Source organism: Cellulosimicrobium sp. SJTW-1 (assembly GCF_047716875.1).
GTDB lineage: Bacteria > Actinomycetota > Actinomycetes > Actinomycetales > Cellulomonadaceae > Cellulosimicrobium > Cellulosimicrobium funkei.
Map to the genome: position 1 here is coordinate 2,694,101 of NZ_CP136680.1, position 25,838 is coordinate 2,719,938.

General features: G+C 75.6%; 22 protein-coding genes. 8 read left to right on the plus strand and 14 right to left on the minus strand.

The genetic code is table 11. The features are described from left to right. Window positions 1–31: 31 nt before the first annotated feature. Window positions 32–3,682: an Rne/Rng family ribonuclease gene (locus RSE42_RS12310; protein WP_415296420.1), complete on the minus strand. Its 3,651-nt coding sequence runs from the start codon at window positions 3,680–3,682 to the stop codon at window positions 32–34. After that, the gene (locus RSE42_RS12315; protein WP_255181389.1) at window positions 3,679–3,801 is read right to left on the minus strand and encodes a hypothetical protein; all 123 of its coding nucleotides are present in this window, start codon (window positions 3,799–3,801) and stop codon (window positions 3,679–3,681) included. Before RSE42_RS12315 ends, RSE42_RS12310 begins: the two co-directional genes overlap by 4 nt. A gap of 409 nt (window positions 3,802–4,210) precedes the next feature. On the opposite strand from RSE42_RS12315, the gene RSE42_RS12320 reads away from it, so the two are divergent. From RSE42_RS12320 to cydC, 4 genes are read left to right on the plus strand one after another with little or no spacing between them, the layout of a single operon-like run. Next, window positions 4,211–5,725: a cytochrome ubiquinol oxidase subunit I gene (locus RSE42_RS12320; protein ID WP_061266797.1), complete on the plus strand. Its 1,515-nt coding sequence runs from the start codon at window positions 4,211–4,213 to the stop codon at window positions 5,723–5,725. A 41-nt stretch (window positions 5,726–5,766) separates the two neighbouring features. Then, window positions 5,767–6,879 carry a cytochrome d ubiquinol oxidase subunit II gene (cydB, locus tag RSE42_RS12325; protein ID WP_415296423.1) on the plus strand — a complete coding sequence of 371 codons (1,113 nt, stop codon included), beginning with the start codon at window positions 5,767–5,769 and terminating at the stop codon, window positions 6,877–6,879. Beyond that, window positions 6,876–8,660 (plus strand): thiol reductant ABC exporter subunit CydD, encoded by a 1,785-nt coding sequence (cydD, locus tag RSE42_RS12330; protein ID WP_415296425.1) that lies wholly within the window; start codon window positions 6,876–6,878, stop codon window positions 8,658–8,660. The genes cydB and cydD overlap by 4 nt, the downstream gene beginning before the upstream one ends. Continuing rightward, window positions 8,657–10,471 carry a thiol reductant ABC exporter subunit CydC gene (gene cydC, locus RSE42_RS12335; protein ID WP_415296427.1) on the plus strand — a complete coding sequence of 605 codons (1,815 nt, stop codon included), beginning with the start codon at window positions 8,657–8,659 and terminating at the stop codon, window positions 10,469–10,471. The genes cydD and cydC overlap by 4 nt, the downstream gene beginning before the upstream one ends. 10 nt (window positions 10,472–10,481) lie before the next feature. Here the strand turns inward: cydC and RSE42_RS12340 are convergent, their stop codons facing one another. The 3 genes from RSE42_RS12340 to RSE42_RS12350 are packed head-to-tail and all read right to left on the minus strand — an operon-like array spanning window position 10,482 to window position 13,899. Continuing rightward, window positions 10,482–11,885 carry a dipeptidase gene (locus RSE42_RS12340; protein ID WP_415296428.1) on the minus strand — a complete coding sequence of 468 codons (1,404 nt, stop codon included), beginning with the start codon at window positions 11,883–11,885 and terminating at the stop codon, window positions 10,482–10,484. Then, window positions 11,882–12,415, minus strand: a complete 534-nt coding sequence (locus RSE42_RS12345; RefSeq protein WP_051028284.1) for a hypothetical protein — start codon at window positions 12,413–12,415, stop codon at window positions 11,882–11,884. Before RSE42_RS12345 ends, RSE42_RS12340 begins: the two co-directional genes overlap by 4 nt. After that, window positions 12,412–13,899, minus strand: coding sequence for an APC family permease (locus RSE42_RS12350; protein WP_081600122.1), 1,488 nt, complete (start codon window positions 13,897–13,899; stop codon window positions 12,412–12,414). The genes RSE42_RS12345 and RSE42_RS12350 overlap by 4 nt, the downstream gene beginning before the upstream one ends. A gap of 263 nt (window positions 13,900–14,162) precedes the next feature. Here RSE42_RS12350 and RSE42_RS12355 point away from each other — a divergent pair, with 263 nt between their 5' ends. Continuing rightward, window positions 14,163–15,104, plus strand: a complete 942-nt coding sequence (locus tag RSE42_RS12355) for an NAD(P)-dependent oxidoreductase (RefSeq protein ID WP_415296431.1) — start codon at window positions 14,163–14,165, stop codon at window positions 15,102–15,104. 17 nt (window positions 15,105–15,121) lie between these two features. Here RSE42_RS12355 and mutM read toward each other — a convergent pair whose 3' ends face one another. The 6 genes from mutM to coaD form a co-directional block, all read right to left on the minus strand. Continuing rightward, a complete protein-coding gene (gene mutM, locus RSE42_RS12360; RefSeq protein WP_415296432.1) occupies window positions 15,122–16,066 on the minus strand; it encodes a bifunctional DNA-formamidopyrimidine glycosylase/DNA-(apurinic or apyrimidinic site) lyase in 945 nt (314 codons plus the stop codon). After that, window positions 16,059–16,808: a ribonuclease III gene (gene rnc, locus RSE42_RS12365; RefSeq protein ID WP_051028283.1), complete on the minus strand. Its 750-nt coding sequence runs from the start codon at window positions 16,806–16,808 to the stop codon at window positions 16,059–16,061. Before rnc ends, mutM begins: the two co-directional genes overlap by 8 nt. Before the next feature lie 5 nt (window positions 16,809–16,813). After that, window positions 16,814–17,008, minus strand: coding sequence for a 50S ribosomal protein L32 (gene rpmF, locus RSE42_RS12370; protein WP_021482203.1), 195 nt, complete (start codon window positions 17,006–17,008; stop codon window positions 16,814–16,816). A gap of 2 nt (window positions 17,009–17,010) precedes the next feature. Continuing rightward, window positions 17,011–17,529: a YceD family protein gene (locus RSE42_RS12375; protein ID WP_163187270.1), complete on the minus strand. Its 519-nt coding sequence runs from the start codon at window positions 17,527–17,529 to the stop codon at window positions 17,011–17,013. A 280-nt stretch (window positions 17,530–17,809) separates the two neighbouring features. Continuing rightward, window positions 17,810–18,394 carry a hypothetical protein gene (locus tag RSE42_RS12380; RefSeq protein ID WP_228485008.1) on the minus strand — a complete coding sequence of 195 codons (585 nt, stop codon included), beginning with the start codon at window positions 18,392–18,394 and terminating at the stop codon, window positions 17,810–17,812. Window positions 18,395–18,417: 23 nt separating this feature from the next. Continuing rightward, window positions 18,418–18,918 carry a pantetheine-phosphate adenylyltransferase gene (gene coaD / locus RSE42_RS12385; RefSeq protein WP_031315746.1) on the minus strand — a complete coding sequence of 167 codons (501 nt, stop codon included), beginning with the start codon at window positions 18,916–18,918 and terminating at the stop codon, window positions 18,418–18,420. An 87-nt stretch (window positions 18,919–19,005) separates the two neighbouring features. Here coaD and RSE42_RS12390 point away from each other — a divergent pair, with 87 nt between their 5' ends. Next, window positions 19,006–19,743 (plus strand): GNAT family N-acetyltransferase, encoded by a 738-nt coding sequence (locus tag RSE42_RS12390; protein ID WP_415296435.1) that lies wholly within the window; start codon window positions 19,006–19,008, stop codon window positions 19,741–19,743. Between the two features lie 140 nt (window positions 19,744–19,883). On the opposite strand, the gene rsmD is transcribed toward RSE42_RS12390, so the two are convergent. From rsmD to RSE42_RS12405, 3 genes are read right to left on the minus strand one after another with little or no spacing between them, the layout of a single operon-like run. Then, entirely contained in the window at window positions 19,884–20,528 is a 645-nt protein-coding gene (gene rsmD, locus RSE42_RS12395) for a 16S rRNA (guanine(966)-N(2))-methyltransferase RsmD (RefSeq protein WP_396052155.1), read from the minus strand. Between the two features lie 33 nt (window positions 20,529–20,561). Beyond that, entirely contained in the window at window positions 20,562–22,820 is a 2,259-nt protein-coding gene (locus RSE42_RS12400) for an ATP-dependent DNA helicase RecG (protein ID WP_171468122.1), read from the minus strand. Further along, window positions 22,817–24,652: a DAK2 domain-containing protein gene (locus tag RSE42_RS12405; RefSeq protein WP_396052159.1), complete on the minus strand. Its 1,836-nt coding sequence runs from the start codon at window positions 24,650–24,652 to the stop codon at window positions 22,817–22,819. The genes RSE42_RS12400 and RSE42_RS12405 overlap by 4 nt, the downstream gene beginning before the upstream one ends. 318 nt (window positions 24,653–24,970) lie before the next feature. Here RSE42_RS12405 and rpmB point away from each other — a divergent pair, with 318 nt between their 5' ends. Further along, entirely contained in the window at window positions 24,971–25,162 is a 192-nt protein-coding gene (gene rpmB / locus RSE42_RS12410) for a 50S ribosomal protein L28 (protein ID WP_024840757.1), read from the plus strand. Window positions 25,163–25,316: 154 nt separating this feature from the next. Then, a complete protein-coding gene (locus tag RSE42_RS12415; RefSeq protein WP_114554181.1) occupies window positions 25,317–25,835 on the plus strand; it encodes a GNAT family N-acetyltransferase in 519 nt (172 codons plus the stop codon). The last annotated feature ends 3 nt before the right edge of the window (window positions 25,836–25,838 follow it).

The following is a 25,838-nucleotide window of genomic DNA, read 5'->3' on the forward strand; positions in this document are numbered from 1 at the left end:
GGTCCGCAGACCCCCGCCCCTCCCGCACCGCTCAGCTCTCGGTGGGCTCCGACCCGCTGTCGTCGCCCGCCGTGGGCGCCGAGCCGTCCGCCGGTGCTTCGGCGCCGTCGTGCTCGTGGGCGTGCGCCGCGGCCGCCGCGATCGTCGCGAGCGTGGCCTTGACCGCGGCCCGCGCCTCCGACGTGACCTCCGGCAGGACCGGGACGGCGGGCTGCGGGAGGGTGATCCCGGTGTCCTTCGGCGCCGAGGCGCCCGAGCCGGAACCGCGCTTGCGGCGCGACCGCGAGCGGCCGCCCTCGGCGGGCTCGTCGGCGGCGCCGCCGCCCCCGTTGCCCCCGGCGTTCCCGTTGCCGTTGCCGTGGTTGCCGTGGTCGTGGCCGCCGCGGTTGCCGCCCGACTTCTCGATCGGGTCGGTGTGCACGATGAACCCGCGCCCGTGGCAGTGCTCGCACGTCTCGCTGAACGCCTCGACGAGGCCCTGACCCACGCGCTTGCGCGTCATCTGGACGAGGCCCAGCGACGTGACCTCCGCGACCTGGTGCTTGGTCCGGTCCCGGCCCAAGCACTCGACGAGGCGGCGCAGCACGAGGTCGCGGTTCGACTCGAGCACCATGTCGATGAAGTCGATGACGATGATGCCGCCGATGTCGCGCAGCCGGAGCTGGCGGACGATCTCCTCGGCCGCCTCCAGGTTGTTGCGCGTCACCGTCTCCTCGAGCGTGCCGCCAGAGCCGGTGAACTTGCCGGTGTTGACGTCGACGACGGTCATCGCCTCGGTGCGGTCGATGACCAGCGACCCGCCCGAGGGCAGCCAGACCTTGCGGTCCATGCCCTTGGCGAGCTGCTCGTCGACGCGGTGCACCGTGAAGACGTCCTGCGTGCCCGTCCACTTCGAGACGCGCTCGCGCAGGTCGGGCGCGAGCTCCTCGACGTACGTCGAGATCTCCGACCACGCCCCGTCGCCCTCGACGACGAGCGAGCTGAAGTCGTCGTTGAAGATGTCGCGGACGACGCGGATCGCGAGGTCCGGCTCGCCCTGGAGCAGGGCGGGTGCCGACGCGCTCTTCGACTTCTTCTCGATGGCCTCCCACTGGCCGCGCAGGCGCTCGACGTCGGCGCGCAGCTCCTCCTCGCTCGCGCCCTCGGCGGCGGTGCGCACGATGACGCCCGCGCCGTCGGGCACGACCTCCTTGAGGATCTTCTTCAGGCGGTTGCGCTCGGTGTCCGGGAGCTTGCGGCTGATGCCGGTCATGCCGCCGCCGGGGACGAACACGAGGTAGCGGCCCGCGAGCGTGATCTGCGACGTGAGGCGTGCGCCCTTGTGCCCGATCGGGTCCTTGGTGACCTGCACGAGCACGGAGTCGCCCGACTTGAGCGCCTGCTCGATGCGGCGCGGCTGGCCCTCGAGCCCGGCCGCGTCCCAGTTCACCTCGCCCGCGTACAGGACGGCGTTGCGGCCCTTGCCGACGTCGATGAACGCGGCCTCCATGCTGGGCAGCACGTTCTGGACGCGGCCCAGGTACACGTTGCCGGCCATCGACGCCTGCGACTGCTGGGAGACGTAGTGCTCGACGAGCACGCCGTCCTCGAGCACGGCGATCTGCGTGCGGCCGCCGCGCTCGCGCACGACCATCGACCGCTCGACCGACTCGCGGCGCGCGAGGAACTCCGCCTCGGTGATGATCTGGCGACGACGACCCGCGTCTCGGCCCTCGCGGCGGCGCTGGCGCTTCGCCTCGAGCCGCGTGGAGCCCTTGAGCGCGGTGACCTCGTCGGCCAGGCTGCGCTCGCGCGGGCGGGAACGCGTCGTGGTCGTCTCGCCCTCGCCCCGGCTCCCGCGGCGACGACGGCGACGGCGGCGGCTGCCGCCCGCCTCGTCCTCGCCCTGCTCGTCCCCGGGCTCGTGGTCGGTCTCCTCGGCGTCGGCCGGCGCGGCCGCGTCGGCCGGCTCGTCGTCCTGCGCCGACGGCGTGGCGTCGTCCTCGTCCTGGTCGCGCTCCTGCTCGCGGTCCTGATCACGTCCCCCGTCCGGACGACCGCGACGCCCGCGGCCACCACGACGGCGGCGGCGGCGCGGGCCGGAGTCGGAGTCGGCGTCGGCCTCGTCGGTCGCAGGCTGCTCGTCGGGCTCCTCCGCCTCGTCGAGCTCGACGAAGTCCTCCGGCCCGAACGCGTCCTCGGGCACCTCGACGCCCTCGGCGACGAGCTCGGACTCGATGGCCTCGATCTCCTCGACCGCGGCCGCGTCCTCGCCCGTGAGGACGAGCTCGGCGGCGGCGGGCTCCTCGACGGGGGTCGACGGCTCAGCCGTCTGCGACTCGGGCGTGCGCGGCTCGGCCGTGCGGGACGCGGGCCCCGACGCCCTCCGGCCGCGACGGCCGCGGGTCCCGGTGGTGGGCTCGGGCGTCGCCGTCGGCTCCGTCGTGGCGACCGGCTCCGTCGTGGCGACCGGCTCCGTCGCCGCGGGTGCCGGGGCGGCGGGCTCGACGTGGCGCGGCGGCCCGGCCGGGCTCTGCGCGCGACGCGGACGGCGCGGCGCCGCGGCCGGGTCGGGCGCCTGGAAGAGCAGGGCGGTCGTCGCCAGTCGTGGGGTGCTGGTCCCCGCTCCCGTCGCGGCGAGCGACGCCGGGCCGCCGGCCGGGGCCGACGACGCGGGAGCGGCCGGGGCCTCGGGCGCGGCCGGGCTCTCGGCCGCGGCGGTCGCCTCCGGTGCCGCCTCGGCGGCGGGCTTCGAGGTGGCGCGGCGCGAGCGGCGCGCCGGCTTCTTCGCGGGCTCCGCGGACGCCGGCGCCTCTGCCTCGGCGGGCGTCGGCTCGGCGGCGGACGGCGCGTCGGCCACCGCCGGGGCAGCAGCCTCGGCGGCCGGGGCCGCGGTCTCGGCGGTCGGGGCCGCTGCCGCGGAGGTCGCGCGGCGCGACCGGCGCGCGGGCTTCTTCGCGGCGGGTGCCTCGACGGGCTCGGCCGTCGTCGGCGCGCCGGACGGCGCGGTTTCTGCGGCCGGGGCGTCCGGCTCGGCGACGGGCGCGGCCTCGACGGCCGGAGCCTGCGCGGTCGTGCGCGTCGCCCGGGTGCGCTTCGCGCGGCGCGGCGCGTCGGCCGCGCCCAGCAGGGCGTCGGCGTCAGGCGCCACCGTGGGGGCCGGGGCCTGCTCGGCGGCGGGCGGTGCGCTGAGGCCGAACTCGGAGAGGACGTCGAGCGGCGCGTCGCCGGCCGGGGCCTTCGCCTTCTTGCCGCCGCCCTGGGCGCGGCGCGGCGCGCGGGCGCGCGGGGCGGGCTCTGCCGCCGGCGGCTCCGCCACGGCGTCGGCGGCCGCGGGGCTCGCGTCTGCCGGGACGTCGGCCGGGGCGGACGCAGCGGGAGCCGCGTCGGCCGCCGGAGCGGCAACGGACGGCGTGGTGCGGGTCGCGCGACGCGAGCGGCGCGCGGGCGGGGTCGTGGCCTCGGCCACGGGTGCGGTCACGGGCGCCTCGGGCGCCGGGGTCGCGTCCGCGGTGGCCGCCGCAGACGCGGCGACGTCGGAGGCAGCCGTCGCCGCCGGCGGCGTCTGCGGCGGTGCCGCGCTGCGCGTCGCGCGGCGGCGGGCGGGCTTGCGCGCCGGGGTCGTCGGGCTCTCGGCCCGGTCCGCGGCGGCGTCCGCCGTCGACTCTGAGGGGGTGCTGTCGGAGGTGCTGTCGAGCGTCACGCGTCGTGCTCCTGCTGCCACAGGGACCGCCCCGCACCGTGCGGCCCGTCGGGCGGTCGGTCGTCGCTCGGGACGAGCGCACCGGAGCGCGTCGTCCGGCGACGGAAGTCGTCGGTCACGGCCGCGGTCCGCGTGCGCGGCGCGGGCGCCTGCCACCGGGCCCTTCGCCCCGGTCGGCGCGCCGACTGCCGCGGTCCGCTGGTGCCGCGATCTCGTGCTCGCCGGATGAGCGATGCGGAGCCCGCCCGGCTCCGCCCAGTATCGCACAGGGGTGCGAACGAACCCGGGCGACACGCACCGCGCCCCGGGCCGCCGGTCCCGGCGGGTCGGGACCAACGTCCCGGGACCTTGTGAACATAGTCACAAGCGGCGTGTTTTCAGTACTCCTCGTCATTTCCGGCCCTGCTGATGCGGCAGATTGGAACTACCGTCGGAGGAGGCGACCGGTCGTCCGGCCGCCGGCTCCGGCAACACTCCCCTACGCCGTTGTCCCTTCCCCGACCCGGTCGGGCCCCCCGAGGAGCGCACGTGGATGCCCTAGCCCTGGCGCGGTGGCAGTTCGCCATCACGACCGTCTACCACTTCATCTTCGTCCCGCTGACGATCGGCCTGTCGCCCCTCGTCGCGATCATGCAGACGGCATGGGTCCGTACCGGCAACGAGCGCTGGCTGCGCCTGACGAAGTTCTTCGGCAAGCTGCTGCTCATCAACTTCGCGCTCGGCGTCGTCACCGGCATCGTGCAGGAGTTCCAGTTCGGCATGAACTGGAGCGAGTACTCGCGCTTCGTCGGCGACGTGTTCGGCGCGCCGCTCGCCATGGAGGCGCTCGCCGCGTTCTTCATCGAGTCGACGTTCCTCGGCCTGTGGATCTTCGGGTGGGACCGCCTCAACAAGAAGGTGCACCTCGCGTGCATCTGGGCCGTCGCGATCGCGACCAACCTCTCCGCGTTCTTCATCCTCGCCGCGAACTCGTGGATGCAGCACCCGGTCGGCGCGATCTTCAACCCGGAGACCGGGCGCGCCGAGATGAACGACATCGGCGCCGTCCTCACGAACAACACCCTCTGGGCCGCGTTCCCGCACCAGATCACGGCGACCTTCCTCACCGCGGGCACGTTCGTCACGGGCATCGCGGCCTGGTGGATGGTCCGTCTCGTGCGCACCCGCAAGGCGGAGAACGTCGAGCTCGCGCGCGACGTCTACCGCCCGGCCGTCACGCTCGGCGTCATCGCCATGCTCGTCGGCGGTCTCGGGGTCGCCGTCTCCGGCGACATCCAGGGCAAGATCATGTACGAGCAGCAGCCCGGCAAGATGTCGTCGGCCGAGGCGCTCTGCCAGGGCTCGGAGGGCGCCGCGTTCTCCATCCTCACGATCGGCGACCTGTCGAACTCGTGCGAGAACGTCCGGCACCTCATCGAGATCCCCGGTCTCGCGTCCTACCTCGGCACGGGCCACTTCTCCGGGCCGGAGAGCTACCTGCCCGGCGTCGAGGACGTCCAGGAGCAGATGACCGAGCGCTACGGCGACGTCACCGCCTCCGGCGACCCCGTCACGTACACGCCGAACCTCGCGATGACCTACTGGTCCTTCCGGCTCATGATCGGCATGGCCGCCGGCTCCGTGCTCCTCGCGCTCATGGCGCTGTGGCTCACCCGCAAGGGCCGGGTCACGGACAACAAGTGGTTCGCGCGCGTCGGCCTCATCGCCATCCCCATGCCGTTCCTCGCGAACTCGTTCGGCTGGATCTTCACGGAGATGGGCCGCCAGCCCTGGGTCGTCGCGCCGAACCCGACGGGCATCGACCAGATCCGGCTGCTCACCGAGCGCGGCGTGTCCACCGTGGTGAGCCCCGGCGTGGTGCTGACCTCGATGATCGTCTTCACGCTCGTCTACGGGGCGCTGGCCGCGGTCTGGTTCACGCTCATGCGGCGCTACGCGATCGAGGGCGTCCCGCTCACGGTCCGCGACGAGTCCCCGGAGGCGCAGGAGCCGCCGGACGAGGACTCCGAGTCCGCCGACCGTCCGTTGTCCTTCGCGTACTGACACGACGCGCCTGAACCCGCCCAGAAAACTCAGGAGACACCGTGGATCTCGCCGTCGTCTGGTTCGTGCTCATCGCGGTCCTGTGGACCGGCTACCTCGTGCTCGAGGGCTTCGACTTCGGGGTCGGCATGCTGCTGTCGATCCTCCCGCGCGGTGACAAGGAGCACCGCGAGAAGGAGCGCCGCGTCCTCATCAACACCATCGGCCCCGTCTGGGACGGGAACGAGGTGTGGCTGCTCACCGCGGGCGGCGCGACGTTCGCCGCCTTCCCCGAGTGGTACGCGACGCTCTTCTCCGGCTTCTACCTGCCGCTCCTGCTCATCCTCGTCGCGCTCATCGTGCGCGGCGTCGCGTTCGAGTACCGCGGCAAGATCCGCGACGAGGGCTGGGCGCGCCGCTGCGACGTCGCGATCCAGGTCGGGTCGTGGGTCCCCGCCGTGCTGTGGGGCGTCGCGTTCGCCAACCTCGTGCGCGGCGTGCAGCTCGACGCCGACCACCAGTTCGTCGGCGGCTTCTTCTCGCTCGTGTCGCCGTTCGCGCTCCTCGGCGGTCTCGTCACGCTGAGCCTGTTCCTGCTGCACGGCTCGGTCTTCGTCGCGCTCAAGACCGACGGCGAGATCCGCGCCCGCGCCCGTCAGCACGCCTCGGTCTTCGGCGTGGCCGCGCTCGTGCTCGCCGGCGGCTGGGCCGTCTGGGCCCAGGTCGCGTACTCGGTGCCCTGGACGTGGGCCGCCGTCGTGCTCGCCGCGGCCGGGCTCGTGACGACGCTCCTCGCGAACCGCAAGGGCTCCGAGGGGCGCGCGTTCACGGCGTCGGCCCTGACGATCGTCGCCGCCGTCGTGCTGATCTTCGGCTCGATGTACCCCGACGTGATGCCCGCCGTCGACCCGGCGAACTCGCTGACGGTGCACAACGCGTCGTCGACCGACTACACGCTCACCGTGATGACGTGGGTCGCCGTGATCCTCACGCCGCTCGTCATCGCCTACCAGTCGTGGACGTACTGGGTGTTCCGCCGCCGCCTGTCGACGAAGGACATCCCCGCGCCCGCCGGCCTGTCGCTCAAGAAGGTCCGCGAGGCGGCGTTCGGCGGGGCGTCCTCGGGCGGCTCGACCGGCCGTGGCCTGACCGACGGCGGGGGCTCCGGCTCGTGAAGCCGCTCGACCCGCGGCTCCTGCGCCACGCGCGGGCCGCGCGAGGGTACGTCGTCCTGACGGCGGTGCTCGGGTTCGCCACGGCGGCCCTGGTCGTCGCCCAGGCCCTCGTCCTCGCGTCGGTCCTCGCACCGGCCGTCCAGGGGACGGCCGACCTGGCCGACCTGGGGCCGCGGGTCGGGCTGCTCGCCGCCGTCGTCGCCGCGCGCGCCGGCACCTCGTGGGCGCAGGAGCGCTTCGCGCTGCGTGCCGCGACGCGCACCGTCGCCGAGCTGCGCGAGCAGGTCGTCACGCACGCCGTGGCGCTCGGCCCGCGGTGGCTGGCCTCGGGGCGCGGCCCCGAGGTCGCGACCCTCGCGACGCGCGGGCTCGACCAGCTCGAGCCCTACATGGTGCGGTACCTGCCCCAGCTCCTGCTCGCCGCCACCGTCACGCCCGCGACGCTCGCCGTCGTGCTGGGCCTGGACTGGGTCTCGGCCGTGATCATCGCCGTGACCATCCCCCTCGTCCCGATCTTCATGACGCTCGTCGGGCGCCTCACCGCGGGGACGTCGGAGCGGCGCCTCGTCGTCATGCAGCGGCTCGGCGCGCAGGTGCTCGACCTGCTCGCCGGTCTGCCGACGCTCCTCGCGTTCGGTCGCGCGCGCGGCCCCGAGCGGCGCGTGCGCGCGCTGGGCGAGGCCAACCGCCGCGCGACCATGGGCACGCTGCGCGTCGCGTTCCTCTCCGGCATGGTGCTCGAGCTCCTCACGACCCTGTCCGTGGCCGTCGTGGCCGTGGGCGTGGGCCTGCGCCTCGTGCACGGCGGCATGGAGCTCGAGCCTGCGCTCGCCGTCCTCGTGCTCGCCCCCGAGGTCTACCTCCCGCTGCGCCAGGTCGGCCTGCACTTCCACGCCTCGACCGACGGCATCGCCGCGGCCGAGCAGGCGTTCGCCGTCCTCGACGAGGACGCGCCCGCGCCGGGCACCGCACCCGCGCCCGCGCTCCCCGGGACGACGCTCGCCCTGCGCGGCGTGAGCGTGCGGGCCGGGGAGCGCGACGTGCTCGCGCCCGCCGACCTCGACCTCGAGCTCCGGCTCGGGACGTCGAGCGGCCGCGTCGTGGCCCTCACCGGGCCGAGCGGCGCGGGCAAGACGACGACGGCGATGGTCCTGCTCGGCCTCGTACGGCCCGACCGCGGCACCGCGACCCTCACCGCGCCCGACGGCGACCGGCTCGACCTGGCCGACGTCGACCCCGAGACGTACTGGCCCCAGGTCGCGTGGCTCCCCCAGCGCCCCGTGCTCGCGCCGGGGCGACTGCGCGACGTCGTCGCCGGCGGCCTGGACGTCACCGATGCCGACCTCGACCGCGCGGCACGCACCGCCGGCCTCGACACGGTGCTCGCCACGCTGCCCGCGGGCTGGGACACCGAGGTCGGGCGCGGCGGCGTCGGGCTGAGCGTCGGCCAGCGCCAGCGCGTCGCGCTCGCCGCGGCGCTGCTCGGCGACCCGGCGCGCGTCCCGCTCGTCGTGCTCGACGAGCCGACCGCCCACCTGGACGCGCGCGGCGAGCAGGTCGTGCTCGACGCCGTGCGCGCATTCCGCGACCAGGGGCGCACCGTCGTCGTGGTCGCGCACCGCGCCTCGCTCGTGCGCGCGGCGGACGACGTGGTCGAGGTCCGCTCCGCACGGCTCGACCCGTCCCCGGCGAGCCCGGACGCCGACCCGGCCGACCCCCAGGGCACTGCCCTGGCGGTCGGCGCCGCCACCTCCACGACCCCCGAGGGGAGCGTCCCGTGACCGGACCTCGTGCCCGCCTCGCCGCCGACCCTCTGTGGCGCGCGGTCGGGCTGCTCGACGTGCGCTGGCGCCGCGTCGTGTGGGCGGTCGTGCTCGGCACGCTCTCGCTCGGGAGCGCCGTCGGCCTCGCGGCCGCCGCGGCGTGGCTCATCGCGCGCGCCTCGCAGATGCCGCCGGTCCTCACGCTGTCCGTCGCGGTCGTCGGCGTGCGCGCGTTCGGCATCTCGCGCGGCGTCTTCCGGTACCTGGAGCGGCTCGCGTCGCACGACGTCGCGCTGCGCGGCATGGCGTCCCTGCGCGCCAACCTCTACACCGCGCTCGCGCAGGGCTCGCCCGCCGCGCTCGTCGGGCTGCGACGCGGCGACCTGCTCGCGCGCGTCGGCGCGGACGTCGACGCGGTCGGCGACGTGGTCGTGCGCGCGTTCGTGCCCGCCGGGGTCGCGCTCGCCGTGTCGGTGGGGTCCGTCGTGCTCGTGGGCGCCTTCCTGCCCGCGGCCGGGGTCGCGCTCGGACTGTGCCTCCTGCTCGCCGCCGTCGTCGCGCCGTGGCTCTCCGCCCGGTCGGCGCGCGAGGTCGAGGCGCGCGGCGCCACGACGCGCGCGGCGATGACCGCCACGACGCTGGAGATCCTCGAGGAGTCCGGGCCGCTCGCCGTGTCCGGGCGCCTCGGCACGCGCCTCGACGACCTGCGCGCGACCGACCGGGCACTCGCCCGCGTGACCGACGACGGCGCCCGCCCCGCCGGGGTCGCGGCCGGGATCGCCGCGCTCGCCGTCGGCCTCGCGGTGCTCGCGTCGCTCCTGCTCGGCATCCCGGCCGTCACCGCCGGCACGCTCGCGCCCGTCGAGCTGTCCGTCATCGTCCTCACGCCCCTCGCGGTGTTCGAGGCGGCGAACACGCTGCCCGCCGCCGCCGTCCAGCTCCACCGCTCGCGGCAGGCCGCCGCGCGCGTGGTCGGGCTCCTCGACGGGCCGGCGCCCGCGGCAGGCCGCGGCCCGACCCCTGCCCCCGGCGAGGCGGGCCGCGCCCCGGACCCGCGCACGTCCCTCGTGCTCGACGACGTCGCGGCCGGCTGGCCGGGCACCGGACGCACCGTCGTCGAGGGCGTGGACCTCGCGCTCGCGCCGGGCCGTGCGGTCGCCGTCGTCGGGCCGTCGGGCGTCGGCAAGACGACGCTGCTCGCGACCGCCGCCGGGCTCGTCCCGGAGGTCGCGGGGCGCGTGCTCCTCGACGGCTTCCCGACGGGTGACCTTGCGCGCGAGGACGCGGCGCACCACGTCGTGCTCGTCGCGGAGGACGGGCACGTGTTCGACACGACCGTGCTGGAGAACCTGCGCGTCGCGCGCGGCGACGTCACGACCGAGGAGGCCGAGACCGCCCTACGCGCCGTCGGCCTCGACCCGTGGCTCGCCGCGCTGCCCGACGGCCTGGAGACGCTGCTCGGCCCCGACGCCACCACGGTCTCGGGCGGCGAGCGCCGCCGTCTGCTCGTGGCCCGCGCGCTCCTGTCCCCCGCGCCGCTGCTGCTGCTCGACGAGCCCGCGGAGCACCTCGACGCCGCGGGTGCCGACGCGCTCGTGCGGCACCTCGTCGCGACGACGCGCGCCGCGCAGGACCGGCGCGGCGTCGTCCTCGCGACGCACCGGGTGAGCGCGCTGGAGGCGGTCGACGAGGTGCTGCTGCTCGGGGTCCCCGACGGCGCGCCGGACGGCGCCCCCGCGCGCGTCGTCGCGCGCGGGACGCACGCCGAGCTGCTCGGGCTCCCCGCCTACCGCTGGGCGCTCGACCAGGAGGCCCCCGCGGTGCGGTGAGCCCGCGACGTCAGCCCTCGCCGAGGCGCGCGAGGAACAGCGCCTCGCCGACCGCGAGGTTCTCGATCTCGCTGGGCGCGACCGACTCGTTCGGCGCGTGGATGAGGCACGCGGGCTCCTCGACCCCGAGGAGCACGATCTCCGCGTCCGGGTACTGGCCCGCGAGCACGTTGCACAGCGGGATCGAGCCGCCCTGGCCCGCGGTGACCGTCTCACGCCCGTACGCGTCCGCGAGCGCCCCCGTGAGCGTGTCGAACACGTGCCCGCTCGTGCGCGCCGCGAACGGCTGCCCGACGGCGTCGCGCTCGACCCGCACGCGCACCCCCCAGGGCGCGTGGGCCTCGAGGTGCGCGACGAGCTTGTCCTGCAGGTCCTGGGCGTCCGCACCGGGCGGCACCCGCAGGTTGAGCCGGGCGGCCGCACGCGGCTGGATCGCGGCCGCGGAGCCGACGACGCTCGGCGCGTCGATCCCGAGGATCGTCACGACGGGCCGCGCCCACAGCCGGTCGGCGACGCTGCCGGTCCCGACGAGCCCGACGCCGTCGAGCACGCCCGCGTCGCGGCGGAACTGGTCCTCGTCGTACGCGACCCCGTCCCACGTGCCGTGCGCGACGGCGGCCGGCACGCCGTCGATGGTCGTGTCGCCGTGCTCGTCCCGCAGGCTCGCGAGGATCGCGACGAGGGCCGCGAGCGCGTCGGGCGCGGCGCCGCCGAACATGCCGGAGTGGATCTCGCCCTCGAGCGCCTCGACGTGCACGACGACGTTCGCCGCGCCGCGCAGGGTCACGGTGAGCGTCGGGAGGCCGAGCTCGGCGTTGCCGGTGTCCTGCACGAGCATCGCGTCGGCCGCGAGCGCCCCGGGGTTCGCCTCGACCCACCGGTCGAGGCCGCCCGTCCCCTGCTCCTCGGAGCCCTCGACGACGAGCCGGATCCCGACGGGGAGGTCGTCCCCACCGAGCGCGCGCAGGGCCCGCAGCGCGGTGAGGTGCGTGACGACGTTCCCCTTGCAGTCCGCGGCGCCGCGCCCGTAGAGGCGGCCGTCGCGCTCGGTGAGCTCGAAGGGTGGGCTGGTCCACGCGGCGTCGTCGAGGGGCGGCTGAACGTCGTAGTGCGCGTAGAGCAGGACGGTGGGCGCGCCGTCGGGCCCGGGACGGTGGCCCAGGACGACCTGCGACCCGTCGGGCGTGACCTCCAGGCGCGTGTCGATCCCCTCCGCACGGAACGCGTCGGCCACCCACCGCGCGGCGCGCTCGCACTCGGCGCGGGGGTAGAGGCGCTCGTCGGCGACGGACGGGATGGCGACGAGCGTGCGCAGGTCGTCGAGCGCGCGCGGCAGGAGGCCCTGGACGGCCGCGCGCACCTCCTCGACGTGCCCGGTGGCGTCGGGTCGTGCTCCGGTGCTCGGCTGGCTCACGCGTCCTCCTCGGTCGTGGTTCCGGTGGTGGCGTCCGTGCCCTCGCCGCCCTGCTCGGTGGTGCGGCCGGGGTCGAGGTCGAGCGAGTCCACGTACGCGTCGAACGCGGCGAGCTGGTCGGGGCAGTAGACCTCGATGACGAGCCGGTCGCCGGCGAGGCGGCGCTCGTCGAGCACGGACGGCCGCAGGCCCGGGCCGGCGGCCCCGTTCGCCGCGCCGAGGTCGGCGGTCGCCTCGACGAGGGCGGCCGGGTCGGCACAGAAGCCGCCGCCGTCGTCGCCGAGGACGTCGGCGATCGTCTCCTCGCTGAAGGCGGTGATCCCGATCGCGGCGAACTGCTCGTGCAGCTCGGCCGCCTTCTGCTCGGCCTCGCGCGCGTCGCGGTTCGACCGCACGTCGTCGAAGACGATCAGCATGACGGCGCCGAGGGCGACGAGGAGCAGCGCGGCGGCGGTGTACGTGACCCACCGCTTCGACGAGACCGGCTCGGGCTCGTGCTCGGGGACGTGGGAGGGACGGGTCGTGGTCATGCCGCGTCGCCCTCCCCCGCCTCGTCCGCCGCCGCGAGCGCCGCGGCCTCGGGGTCCCTCCAGGACGGCTTGCGCAGCAGGTAGAAGAGCGCCGGGACGAGGATGCCGATGATCCCGAGGCCGCCACCGACGATCAGCACGTAGACGCCCACGTTCCCGCTGGAGAACTGCGCGGGCGGCACGAACCCGATGATCATCGCGGCCACCGAGGCGCAGAACCCGACGACGCACAGGAGCGTCAGCGCGGGCGCGCGGTAGCCGCGCGGGTGGTCGGGTGCCCGACGGCGCAGCCGCACCGCCGCGACGAACAGCAGCAGGTACATGACGAGGTACACCTGCGTCGTGATGACGGACAGGATCCAGTAGGCGCTCGAGACATCGGGGATGAAGGCGTACAGGAGCGCGATGCCGGTCGTGATGACGCCCTGCGTGACGAGGATGTTCTGCTGCACGCCGTGCTTGTTGAGCCGCTGCAGGAACGGCGGCAGGTAGCCCTCCTCGCGCGCGACCGTGAGCAGTCCCTTGGACGGCCCGGCGAGCCACGTGAGCATGCCGCCGAGCGACGCCGCGATGAGCATGAGGCCGAGGATCGGCGTCAGCCAGCTCACGCCGAAGTTGGCGAAGAACGCGTCGAACGCCTGCATCACCCCGGCGGTCAGGCTGAGCTGGTCGGCCGGGATCACCCAGCTGATCGCGACGGCCGGGAGGATGAAGATCACGAGGACGAGCCCGATCGCGAGGAACATCGACCGCGGGAACTCCGTCGCCGGCCTGCGCAGGCTCGTCACGTGCACCGCGTTCATCTCCATGCCCGCGTACGACAGGAAGTTGTTGACGATGAGCACCAGCGACGCGAGCCCGGTCCAGGCCGGCAGCAGGTGCTGCGCGTCCATCGGCGCGGCCGACGGGTTGCCCTGGGCCAGGAAGACGACGCCGAGCACGACGAGGATCGCGGCCGGCACGAGCGTCCCGATGACGAGGCCCCAGCTCGACAGCCCCGCGACCGTCTTGGTGCCCTGGGAGGAGAGCCACACGCCCGTCCAGAAGAGCACGACGATGACGATCGCGACGTAGAGCCCGTTGCTCGCGAGGCTCGGGTTGATGACGTAGGCGAACGTGCTCGCGACGTACCCGAGCAGGCTCGGGTAGTAGAAGATCGTCATCGCGAACTGGCACCAGATCGCGAGGAACCCGAGCGGCTTCGACACGCCGTCCGCGACCCAGCGGTACACGCCGCCGGACCACCCCGACGCGAGCTCGGCCGACACGAGCGACGTGGGGAGCAGGAACACGAGCGCCGGGACCACGTAGAGGAACACGGCCGCGAGGCCGTAGACCGCCATGGTCGGCGCGGCGCGCAGGCTCGCGACCGACGACGTGATCATGAACGCGAGCGTGAGCCACGTGATGTAGTTCTTCGGTGTCCGTGCCGTGATCGCCGCGCGCACCTCAGCGTGCGTCGGCGCGCCCGTGGACGAGCCCATCCCCCACCCCCGAAGCCGTGACCCCGCCGGGGCCGACCGGGACGGCGCGCGGACGGCGCGTCGTCGGAACACCGCGAACATATCGCCGCGACGCAGGTCGCGCCTGGGGAGTCGTCCGGGGCGCGGCCAGGTCGCGGACCGGGCGCCGCACCGGCGCCGAACCGTCTCGGGGCAGCGCGGACGCGGTGATACGTTCGCGAGGCGGCCCGTCCCGCGCAGCGCGAGGGCCGTGACGACAGCACGGACGACCTCAAGGAGCAGCGGTGAAGATCCTCGTGCCCGGCACCATCGCCCTCGACGTGCACGCGGGCCCGGACGACGAGGTCGTCGTGTACGACGCCGCGGCCCCGTTCCGCCCCGAGGACGCCGACGCCGAGGTGCTCGTGGTGTGGGGCGGCTCCGCGGAGCACCTCGCCGACGCCGCGGCGCGGCTCCCGCGCCTGCGCTGGGTCCAGACGCTCGCCGCGGGCCCCGACGCCGTGCTCGCCGCCGGGTTCGGGCCGGACGTGACGATCACCTCGGGCCGGTCCCTGCACGACGGCCCCGTCGCCGAGCACGCGCTCGCGCTGGTCCTCGCCGTCGTGCGCCGGCTCGACGTGCTCGGGGCGGCGCAGCGCGAGCACCGGTGGGACACCGCGGTGAACCAGGCGCAGGCGGACCCGGCGACGGCCGCGCGCTACACGCTCGACGGCGCACGCGTGACCGTGTGGGGCTTCGGCTCGATCGCCGCCCGGCTCGCGCCGCTGCTCGCGGCGCTCGGCGCCGACGTGACGGGCGTCGCGAGCCGCCGCGGCGAGCGGCACGGCTTCCCCGTCGTGACCGACGACGACCTCCCCGACGTGCTCGCCTCGACCGACGTGCTCGTCTCGCTCCTGCCCGCCCTCGACACGACGCGGCACGCGTTCGACGCCGCGCGGATCGACCAGCTCCCGGACCACGCGGTCTTCGTCAACGTCGGCCGCGGCGCCACGGTCGACGAGGACGCGCTCGTCGCCGCGCTGCACGACGGGCGGCTCGGCGGCGCCGCGCTCGACGTCACCGGGTCCGAGCCCCTGCCCGCGGAGTCACCTCTGTGGGACGCGCCGCGCCTGATCCTCACGCCGCACCTCGCGGGCAACCGGCCCCAGCGCGCGTCCGAGCTCGTCAACGCCAACCTCGACGCGCTCCGCGCGGGCCGCGAGCTCCGCAACGTCGTCCCCCGCTGAGGGGGTGCTTCCGGGGGCTACCAGCGGCCGTTGCGGGGGCGCGGCTGGCACCGCGGGCACGTGTACGACGAGCGGTTCATGAACTCGTCGCGCCGGACGGGCGTGCCGCACCGGGGGCACGGCTCGCCCTGCTGCCCGTACACCGCGAGCGACCGCGAGAAGTAGCCGGACTGCCCGTTCACGTTGACGTAGAGGGCGTCGAAGCTCGTGCCGCCCTGCGCGAGGGCCTCCGTCATGACCTCGGCCGCCGCGTCGAGCAGGCGGTGCGCCTCGGGACGGCGCAGCGTGTCCGTCGCGCGGGCGTAGTGCAGCCGGGCGCGCCACAGCGCCTCGTCCGCGTAGATGTTGCCGACCCCGGACACGACGGTCTGGTCGAGCAGCGCGCGCTTGACGCCCGTCCGACGACGCCGGATCGCGTCCACCACGTCGTCGCGCCGCAGCGACGGGTCGAGCAGGTCCCGGCCGATGTGCGCGACGGGCGCCGGGACCGCAGCGAGGTCGGAGCCGAGGCCGCCGGGGGCGCCGTCGGGCGTCGGGACGAGGTCCTGGACGGACAGGTGCCCGAACGTGCGCTGGTCGACGAAGTCGAGCGCCTGCGCACCGTACGCGGTGCGGTCGTCGTGCTCGAGCACCACGCGCACCCGCAGGTGCGGCGAGCGGTCGGCGAGCGCGACGCCGGAGCGGACGAGGAGCTGGCCCGACATCCCGAGGTGGGCCAGCAGGGCGGCGGCGGGACCGTCGTCGGACCCGGCGGCGGGCTCGAGCGGGAGCCAGAGGAACTTGCCGCGGCGCACCGCGGCGCCGAGCCGCTGGCCGAGCAGCTCGTCGCGGAAGCCCGCCGGCCCGCCCTCGTGGCGCCGCACGCTGTAGTCGCGCAGCACCTCCACGTCGACGACGCGGGCGCCCACGACGTGGCGGGCGAGACCGTCGCGGACGGTCTCGACCTCGGGCAGCTCAGGCACCGGCGTCCTCGGCCGCGACCGGCGAGGCCGCGGACGCCGCCTCGCGCTCGGCCTGCTCCGCCGCGAGCGCGCGGTACGCGCGCTCCGCGGCCTCCTGCTCGGCGTACTTCTTCGCCGTCCCGCTGCCCGTGCCGTAGAGGCGGCCGTCGAGGTGCACGTACGACGTGAAGACCCGCGCGTGGTCCGGCCCGACGGCGTCGCTCGAGTACGACGGCGCGCTCAGCCCGGCCGCGGCCGCGGCCTCCTGGAGCGACGTCTTCCAGTCGAGCCCGGCACCCAGACCGGCCGCCGCCGACAGCGTCGGCTCGACGAGCCCGAGCACGAGCCCGCGGGCCGGCTCCAGGCCGTGGCTCAGGTAGACCGCGCCGATGATCGCCTCGACCGTGTCGGAGAGGATCGAGTCCTTGTCGTTGCCGCGCGTACGGATCTCGCCCTTGCCGAGCAGCACGTACTGCCCCAGGCCGAGCCGGCGCGCGATCGCGGCGAGCGACTTCTGCGAGACGGTCGCGGCCCGCATCTTGGCGAGCTCGCCCTCGGACAGGTCGGGGTGGCGGCGGTAGAGGGTCTCCGTGACGACGAGGCCCAGGACGGTGTCACCGAGGAACTCGAGACGCTCGTTCGTGGGGATGCCGCCGTTCTCGTGCGCGAACGACCGGTGCGTGAGCGCAAGCACGAGAAGCTCGGGGTCCAGATGGACCCCGAGCTTCTCGAGAAGACCGGATGCCGGTGCAGCCGGTGCCACGCGCCTCAGCCTGCGTGCTCGGTGCGCAGCGCCTCGGCGTACTGGCGGCCCTTGTAGGTACCGCACGTCGGGCACGCCGCGTGCGACAGCTTGTCGCCCTTGCACTGCGGGCAGGTGGTGAGGTTCGCGGCGGTCGTCTTCCACTGCGAACGACGCGCACGGGTGTTGCTGCGCGACATCTTGCGCTTCGGAACAGCCACGGCTAGCTCTCTTTCGTCTCGTCGGACACGTTCGAGGTGTCGAACATGCTCTCCAGCGCCGACCAACGAGGGTCGACAAGTTCGTGGGTGTGGCCCGGGTCGTCCGCCAGGCGCGCACCGCACTCGGAGCACAGCCCCGGGCAGTCCGCTCGGCACACCGGACTGAATGGTAGTGCAGTGACGACCGAATCCCGTAGCGCGGGCTCGATGTCCGCGAGGTCGCCGTCCAGCTCGTAGACGTCCTCGGCGTCCTCCAGGTCGTCGCCCGACTCCTCGGCGGCCTTCGCGCGCTCCGGGTAGGCGAACAGCTCGCCGAGCTCGACCGAGACGTCCTCGTGCACCGTGTCGAGGCAGCGCACGCACTCCCCGACCGCGCGCCCCGTCACCGTCCCGGAGACGAGCACGCCCTCCATGACGGCCTCGAGACGCAGGTCGAGCTCGAGCTCGCTGCCCTCGGGGATGCCGATGACGGCGGTCCCGAGGTCGGCCGGCGCGGGGACGGTCCGGCGGACCGTCAGCATGCTCCCGGGTCGCCGACCGAGCTCGTGCGTGTCGAGCACGAGCGGCGACGTCTTCTCGGCGGTGATGGTGCGCTCCAGGATCGGAGCCCGCAGGCGTGGGTGCCCGCGGACGGTGGTCAACGATGGTCGGGGGCCGGCGACCGCTCGACGGCGGCTGCCAGGCACGGGTCGACGCGTGACGCGACGAGCCAAACATCGATCTTACGTCACCCGACGCCGTGGTCGCCACCTTCACGGCGCCGACCACGACGGTGGTCGGGTCCGGCGACCGGCACGCCCGTCAGCGGGCCGCGCGCTCCCCGCCGCGCTCGCGCATCGTCGCCGGGAACGGCGACTCGTCGGCGTCGCCGAAGCGGTCGCCGAGCCGGTCCGCGAGCTTCGCCCGGCCGGCCTGGACCTGCGCGAGGAGCTTGCCGAGGTCCACCTCGAAGTCCGCGAGCCGCCGGTCGCAGTAGTCGTCGGCGTCGCGCTGCAGCACGGCAGCCGCCTCCTGCGCCTCGTCGACGATGTCGCGGGCGCGCGCCTCCGCCTGGACCACCACCTGCTCCGTCTGCACGAGCTCGATCGCCCGGGCGCGCGCCGTCGTGAGGATCTCCTCCGCCTGCCGGTGCGCGTCCTCGAGCACGGCGTCCGCCTGCGCGAGCACCTCGTCCGCGTGCGCGAGCTGCTCCGGCAGCGCGCCCCGCAGCTCGTCCAGGAGCGCGAGGGCGTCGCCCTTGTGCACCAGCACCGACGCGGACATCGGCATCGTGCGCGCCGACTCGACGAGGTGCGTGAGGTCGTCGAGGATCGCGTTCAACCCGACCTGCGCCTCCTCGCCCGCGCGGTCCTCGTGCGTCGGCCGTCGGTCCTGCTGCTCGCTCACGTACCCGGTCCTTCCCGTCGTGCTCACCTGCTGGTCCCCTGCGTCCGTGCCAGCGCCGCCCGGACGGCGTCGCCCACCCCCGGCGGGACGAGGTCGTCCACCGGTCCCCCGTACCGCGCGATGTCCTTCACGAGCGACGACGCGACGTGCAGGAGCGCGGCGTCGCCCGCGACGAACACCGTCTCGACCCCCGCGAGGTGCCGGTTCATGAGCGCCATCGGCAGCTCCGCGTCGAAGTCGGCACCGCCGCGCAGGCCCTTGACCACCGCCGTCGCACCGACGTCGCGGCAGAAGTCGACGAGCAGCCCCGGCACGACCTCGACCCGGACGCCGTCCAGCCCCGCGTCCCGCACCGCGGACCGCGCGAGGTCCACGCGCTCGTCGACGCTCAGGAGCGCCGACTTCGACGCGTTCCGCGCGACGCCGACGACGACCTCGTCGAAGAGGGCGCGCGCACGGCGGACGATGTCGAGGTGGCCCAGGGTGATCGGGTCGAACGACCCGGGACAGACGGCTGTGGTCACCTCGTCACGGTAGTACACGGGGGCCGCCGGACCCGGGCGGCGCGGCCGGGCGCGCGCCGACCGGCGTCGGGCGCGACGATGGTCGACGTGACCACCCCCGCCGTCGTCCCGCTCACCGACCCCGCGCTGCTGCGCTCGCTGCACCGCGACGTCCTCGTGCCGTCGTTCCCGCCCGCCGAGCTCGTCGACGAGCAGGAGCTGCTCGACGCCCACGCGAGCGGGCGGCTGCGCAGCCTCGGCGTCGTCGAGGAGGACCGCGTCGTCGCCGGCGTCGTCGGCGAGTGGTTCGCCGACGCGCGCGTCCTCCTCGTGCTCTACCTCGCGATCGCCCCCGGACGCCGGGGCGGCGGCGTGGGCCGCCGTCTCGTCACCACCGCGCTCGACGAATGGCGCGCGCTCGACCCGCTCGTCGTCGTGGGCGAGGTCGAGCACCCCGCGCACCACACCGGCAGCGAGGCCCACGGCGACCCGGTCGCGCGGCTCCGGTTCTACGCGCGCCTCGGCGCGCGCGTCCTGGCGCTCCCCTACTTCCAGCCCGGCGACGGTCCGGGCGGCGAGCGCGTGCCCGCGCTCCTCCTCGTGTCGTTCCCCCGCGGTCCGCACGCCGCCGAGGACGACGTCCCGGCCGCGCCGCTGCGCGCCTTCCTCGCGGAGAACCTCCGCGAGAGCGAGGGCACGCTCGCCGACGACGCCGCGACCCGCCGCCTGCTCGACGCCGCGGGCGGGGACAGCGTCCGCCTCGTCGACCCGGACGACCCCGCCGCCCTCGCGACCGTGCCCGTCGGCACCCTCTCCCCGGCCGAGACCCGAGCCCCGACTGCCTGACCCCCCGGTCCCGCGGACGCCCCCACCGACCAGGCGGTCCCGGCAGGCCGAGCAGGCGGTCCGGGTGCGTCAGCCGACCCGGACGAGCCAGAACCACCTGGTCGACGGGGACGTGGGGCCGGATACGGGTGGGCGGCGGGCTATGCGTCGTCGGGGAGCTGCGGGCCGACGAAGAAGACCGCGGTCTCGCCGTAGTCCTTGTGCGCGACGAGCTCCCAGCCGGCGGGCCACGTCGGCTCGGGCGTGCGCGTCGAGCGCTCGACGACGACGACGGCGGCCGGGTCCAGCACGCCGGGCACGGCGAGGTGCGCGAGGACGCGCTCGAGCGCCTCGGCCGTCACGTCGTAGGGCGGGTCCACGAGCACGAGGTGGAAGGGGCCGTGGCCCGCACGCCCCCGGGACGACGCACCGGCCGCTCCGGCCGCGTCCCCGGCCGCCGACCGCTGCGCCGCGGCCGCCGCCACGCCCGCGACGAACGCCTCGGCCGGCTGCGCGACGACGTGCACGTTCGACAGGCCGAGGGCGGCGACGTTGCGTCGTGCGACGTCGGCCGCGACCCGCGCGGAGTCGACGAGCGTGACGTCGGCCGCGCCGCGGCTCGCCGCCTCGAGGCCGAGCGCGCCGGAGCCCGCGTAGAGGTCGAGGACGTGCGCGTCGTCGACGACGCCGAGGTGCTCGAGCCGGGAGAAGATCGCCTCCCGCACGCGCTCGCTCGTCGGTCGCGTGCCGCGGGGTGGGACCTGCAGCGTGCGCCCACCGACTGTTCCCGCCACGATCCTCGTCACGCGCCCACCCTACGCAGGCGCCGCGGCGCCCCGTCACGCACGCTCGAGGAACTCCTCGCGCTCGGGGTCGAGCTGCTCGCGGATCGCGGCGGCGAGCGCCGGGTGGTCCGCGAGGTCCGGGTCCTGCGCGACGACCTCCGCCGCGTCCGCCCGCGCGGTCTCGATGACGTCCGCGTCCTTGACGACGCGCAGGAGCCGCAGGGAGCTCGCACGCCCCGACTGGGCGGCGCCCAGGACGTCGCCCTCGCTGCGCAGCTCGAGGTCGACGGTGGCGAGCTCGAACCCGTCCGTCGTGCGCGCGAGCGTCTCGACGCGCGTCGCGGCGGGCGTGCCCGGCTGCGCGGTCGAGACCAGCAGGCACAGCCCGGCGGCCGACCCGCGCCCGACGCGCCCGCGGAGCTGGTGGAGCTGGGAGATGCCGAACCGGTCCGCGTCGAGCACGACCATCGCCGTGGCCTCCGGGACGTCGACGCCGACCTCGACGACCGTCGTGGAGACGAGCACCTGGACCGCTCCCGATGCGAAGTCGGCCATCACGGCGTCCTTCTCGGCCGGCGGCATCTGGCCGTGCAGCACGCCGACCGTCAGCCCGGCGAGCCGCGGGTGCGCGCGCAGCTCCTCCGCGACCTCCAGCACGGCGCGCAGCGGCGCCCGCTCGACGGCGTCGGGCGCGTCGGGATCGAGCAGGAAGTCCGGGACGTCGTCGAAGTCGTCGCCCCCCGTCCCGCCCGCGTCGGCGTCCGGCTCGTCCGGGTGGATGCGGGCGCATACCACGTACGCGCGGTGCCCGGCGTCGACCTCCTCGCGCACGCGCGCCCACGTCCGCTCCATCCAGGTCGGGTTCCCGGCGGGCACGACGTGCGTCGTGATGCCCGATCGCCCGGCGGGGATCTCCGTGAGCGACGACGTCTCGAGGTCGCCGAACACGGTCATCGCGACGGTGCGCGGGATCGGCGTCGCCGTCATGACCAGCAGGTGCGGGGAGGTGCGGGCCTTCGCCCGCAGGGCGTCACGCTGCTCGACGCCGAACCGGTGCTGCTCGTCGACGACCACGAGCCCGAGGTCGGCGAACTGCACGTGCTCGGAGAGCAGCGCGTGGGTGCCCACGACGATCCCCGCCGCGCCGCTCGCGGCGTCGAGCAGGGCCTCCTTGCGCGCCGCGGCGCCGAGCGAGCCGGTGAGGAGCGCGACGCGCGTCCCGTGGTCGGCGCCCCCGAGGAACCCGCCCTCGGCGAGCGGCCCGAGGAGCGCCCGCAGGGTTCGCGCGTGCTGCGCGGCGAGCACCTCGGTGGGCGCGAGGAGCGCCGCCTGGCCGTCGGCGTCGATCACCTGGAGCATCGCGCGCAGCGCGACGACGGTCTTGCCGGAGCCGACCTCGCCCTGGAGGAGCCGTTGCATGGGGCGCGCGAGCGCGAGGTCGTCGGCGATCTCCCGGCCCACCTCGCGCTGTCCCTGCGTGAGCGTGAACGGCAGCGCCGCGTCGAAGTCCGCGAGGATGCCCGGCTCGCCCTCCGGCCGGGGCGGGCGTGCGGTCGCGGGCTCGGCGGCGGCCCGGGCACGCCGCTGCGCGAGCGCGGCCTGGAGGACGAACGCCTCCTCGTACCGCAGCCGGTCGCGACCGCGCCGCCACTGCTTCTCGTCGTACGGCTCGTGGACGTCGCGCAGCGCCTCGAGCCGGGTGCCGAGCCCGCGCCGCTCGCGGACGGCGTCGGGCAGCGGGTCGGGGACGTCCTCCTCGCGCAGCGGGTCGAGGACCGTCCGCACGGCCGGCTGGATCTTCCAGCTCGGGATGCTTCCGCTCGCGGGGTAGATGGGGATCGGCCTGCTCGCCTCGAGGACGGCGCTCTCGGCGTCCTCGGCGTCGTCGTCCATGCCGATGATCTTGTAGTCGGGGTGCGTGAGCTGGCGCGTGCCCCGGTAGAGGCCGACGACGCCCGTGAACAGGCCGTGCCGCCCCGGCGCGAGCCGCTGCTCGTGGTAGCGCAGCACGTTGGGGCTCTTCGCGAAGAACGTGAGCGAGAGCTGCTGCGGACCGTCCGTCACGACGGCCTCGAGGATGGCGCCCGCGCGGTTGCGCATGCGCCGGACGGTCGCGCTGCGGACCTGGGCGACGATCGTCACGTGCTCGCCGAGGGCGAGCCCGCCGAGGTCCGTGAGACGGCCGGGGTCGCCGTAGCGGCGCGGGTAGTGGCGCAGCAGGTCGCCCACGGTCTCGAGGCCGAGCTTCGCGAGCGGTCCCGCGCTGCGCGTCCCGACGGCGCGGGTCAGCGGCTCGGCCAGCCGGTCCGTCATGCGCCCACCGCCTCGTCCGTGCCGTGGTGGACGACGGCGCCCTCCGCGGCGAGCGCGACCGTGCCGCCGACCCGGCCCGAGCGCAGGAGCACGAGCTCGGCCCCGGCGCGGGCGGCCGCGGGGGCGAGCGCGTCGAGCGCCGGGAGGGGGACGTCGTCGTCCGCGAGGACCGTGACGACCTCGGCGGGACGCTCGAGCAGGCCCTCCAGGAGCCCGACGAGCCGGCGCGCGGCCTCGGGGTCGTCCGTCCCGGCCGCCGACGCCCGGGACGTGCGCACCGTGGCGAGAGCGGACCGCACGGCGTCCACGCGACCGGGGCCGTCGACCAGCTGGGCGGCGGCGAGCGCGACCGTCACGTGCAGGTCCGTCGGGGCCGGGAGCACCTCGAGCGACTCGACGCCGTCCTCGCGCAGGGCCGCGCGGAGCGTCGCGACGTCCCGCTCGGGGAGGTCGCCGCCGGGCAGCACCACGACGTGCGCCGCGCGCGCGTCGACGGCGACGCGGTGCAGCGCCGCGAGGTCGGGCGCACCGGGCTCGTCGCGCAGGAGCACGACGGCGCCCGCGCGCGCGAGGTCCGCGACGAGCCCCGGTGAGCTGGTCACCGCGACGAGCCCCGGCTCGTCCGACGGGCCGCCGTCCGCCGTGATGCCCGCCGCTTCCGGAAGGTGGCCGTGCCCGTGCGTGCCCGGCAGGTGGCGCACGCGGACCTGCCGCAGCGCGACGAGCGCCCCCGCTCCCTCCCGCGACGCGCGGCCCTGGGCGTCGGCGAGCACCGCCCGTCCGGCCACGACCGCCGCCATCGGGTCGTCGGTGTGGACGTGCGCCTGCCACAGCCCCGACCCGTCGTCGCCCGCGCCGCCGACGACCACGACGGAGTCCCCGATCCGGGACAGGTCGGACCGCAGCCGCTCCCCCGGTGCCGCGGACGCGCCCACGGCGCCCGCGAGCGCACCGCCCGGCAGGTCGACCACGTACATCACCTCGAACTCGCCCCCCTCGTGCGCGGCCTCGGTCCCCGACGCCGCCCCCACGGACGACCCGGTGACCGGCGTCGTGCCGGACATCATGCCCAGCACCTCCGACACGACCGGCGCGGGGGTCACCGGCGCCGCGCCGGGCTCGTCGAGGCGTGCGTCGACGGTCCCGCGGCCCGGCTCGTCGGTCCGCGTGCGGTCCGCTCCGCCGGTCCGCTCGTCGAGCGCCGCGACGAGCGCGCCGAGCACGAGCACGAGGCCGAGGGCACCGGCGTCGAGCACCTGCGCCCGTGCCAGCGCGTCGAGCTCGTCGGTGCTGCGCAGCGCCGCCGCGCGGGCGCCGTCCCGCGCCGCCGCGGCGACGGCACCGGGCGAGGAGTCGCCGTCCGTGACCACGTCCGCGGCCGCGCGGGCCGCCGCGTCCGCCGCGGTGAGGATCGTGCCCGGCGCCGGGCGCGCGACGGCACCCCGCGCCGTCCGCGCGGCGCGGTCCAGGCCGACGGCGAGCGCCGCGCCCGAGACCGTCCGGTGCTCGGCGAGCTCGAGCGCGAGCCCGCGCAGGTACTCGCTGAGGATGACGCCGGAGTTGCCGCGCGCCCCGACGAGCGCCCCGCGCGCGAGACGCACGAGGACGTCGCCCGCGCCACCCGCTGCGCCCGTGGCGTCCGCCGTGCCCGCTGGCAGCGCCCGCACGGCGTCGAGCAGCGTGAGGTACATGTTCGTGCCGGTGTCCGCGTCGGCCACGGGGAAGACGTTCACGCGGTCGAGCGACGCGCGCGCCTGAGCGAGGGCGTGGACACCACCACGACCCCACGCGACGACGACGGCGGCGTCGACCACGTCGGCTCCGGGGCTCACGTCGGGACGGCTCCTCGTACGCTGGGGACGGCCCGGCCGCGCGCGGCGGGTCGGACGACCCGGCGGTCGTCGGGACCACGGTAGTCAACCCGGCTCCCGGTCGTGGGGCGAGCCGCCCCGGCTCCGGCGTGATCCGCGCGACGCGGACCCGGTTTGAGCTCAGGGCCTCGGATCGGCTACCCTGACGAGGTTGCCCGGGTGCTTCGCGCGCCCTCGACGTCGTCGAGGAGCCGCCGAGGGACACCGGGCCGGACACCCTACAGACCATTCAGGACGTCGCCGCTGCGTGCGCGACGTGCACGACGATCAGGAGAAACCGTGGCTGCCAACTGCGACGTCTGCGGCAAGGGCCCGGGCTTCGGGCACAGCATCTCGCACTCCCACATCCGCACGAAGCGCCGCTGGAACCCCAACATCCAGCGCGTGCGCGCCGTGGTCGCGGGGACGCCCAAGCGCCTCAACGTGTGCACCTCGTGCCTCAAGGCCGGCAAGGTCACCCGCCCCGCCTGAGTCGCGCGACTCCTCCACGAGAGCGCCCGCCGGTCCCCGGCGGGCGCTCTCGTCGTCTGCGGCCCCCGTCGCCGGACGCCCGAGCTCCGAAGATCTCCTGAGGATCCGGACAAACGGGCTTGGTCTATCCCCGCCCGGGTGGCAGTCTTTGTCCATGGTGACGGAACTGAGCGAGGTAACGATCCGCCCGGCCGGCCCCGCGGACGCGCGCGCCATCGCGGCCGTGCACATCGCGTCGTGGCGCGGCGCGTACGCCGGCATCGTGCCGGACGAGTACCTCGCCTCGCTCGACCACGACCAGCGTGAGAAGCACTGGGTCCAGAGCCTCGGCACCGCCGGGGCGCGCACGTGGCTCGCCGACGCCGACGGCCGCACCATCGGCTTCGCCACCCTCGGCCCCGGTCGCGACGAGGACGCCGAACCCGGGGACCTGGAGATCTACGCCATCTACCTCGACCCCGAGTCCTGGGGCCGCGGTGTCGCGCGCGACCTCATGCGCACCATGCTCGGCGAGGTGGCCCCCGGCACCACCGTCACGCTCTGGGTCCTCGAGGACGCCGAGCGCGCGCGCCGGTTCTACCGCCGGCACGGGTTCAGCCCGGACGGGGTCGAGCGCCGCGACGACATCGGCGGCAAGGACCTCACCGCCGTCCGCTACCGCCGCCGGAGCTGACGC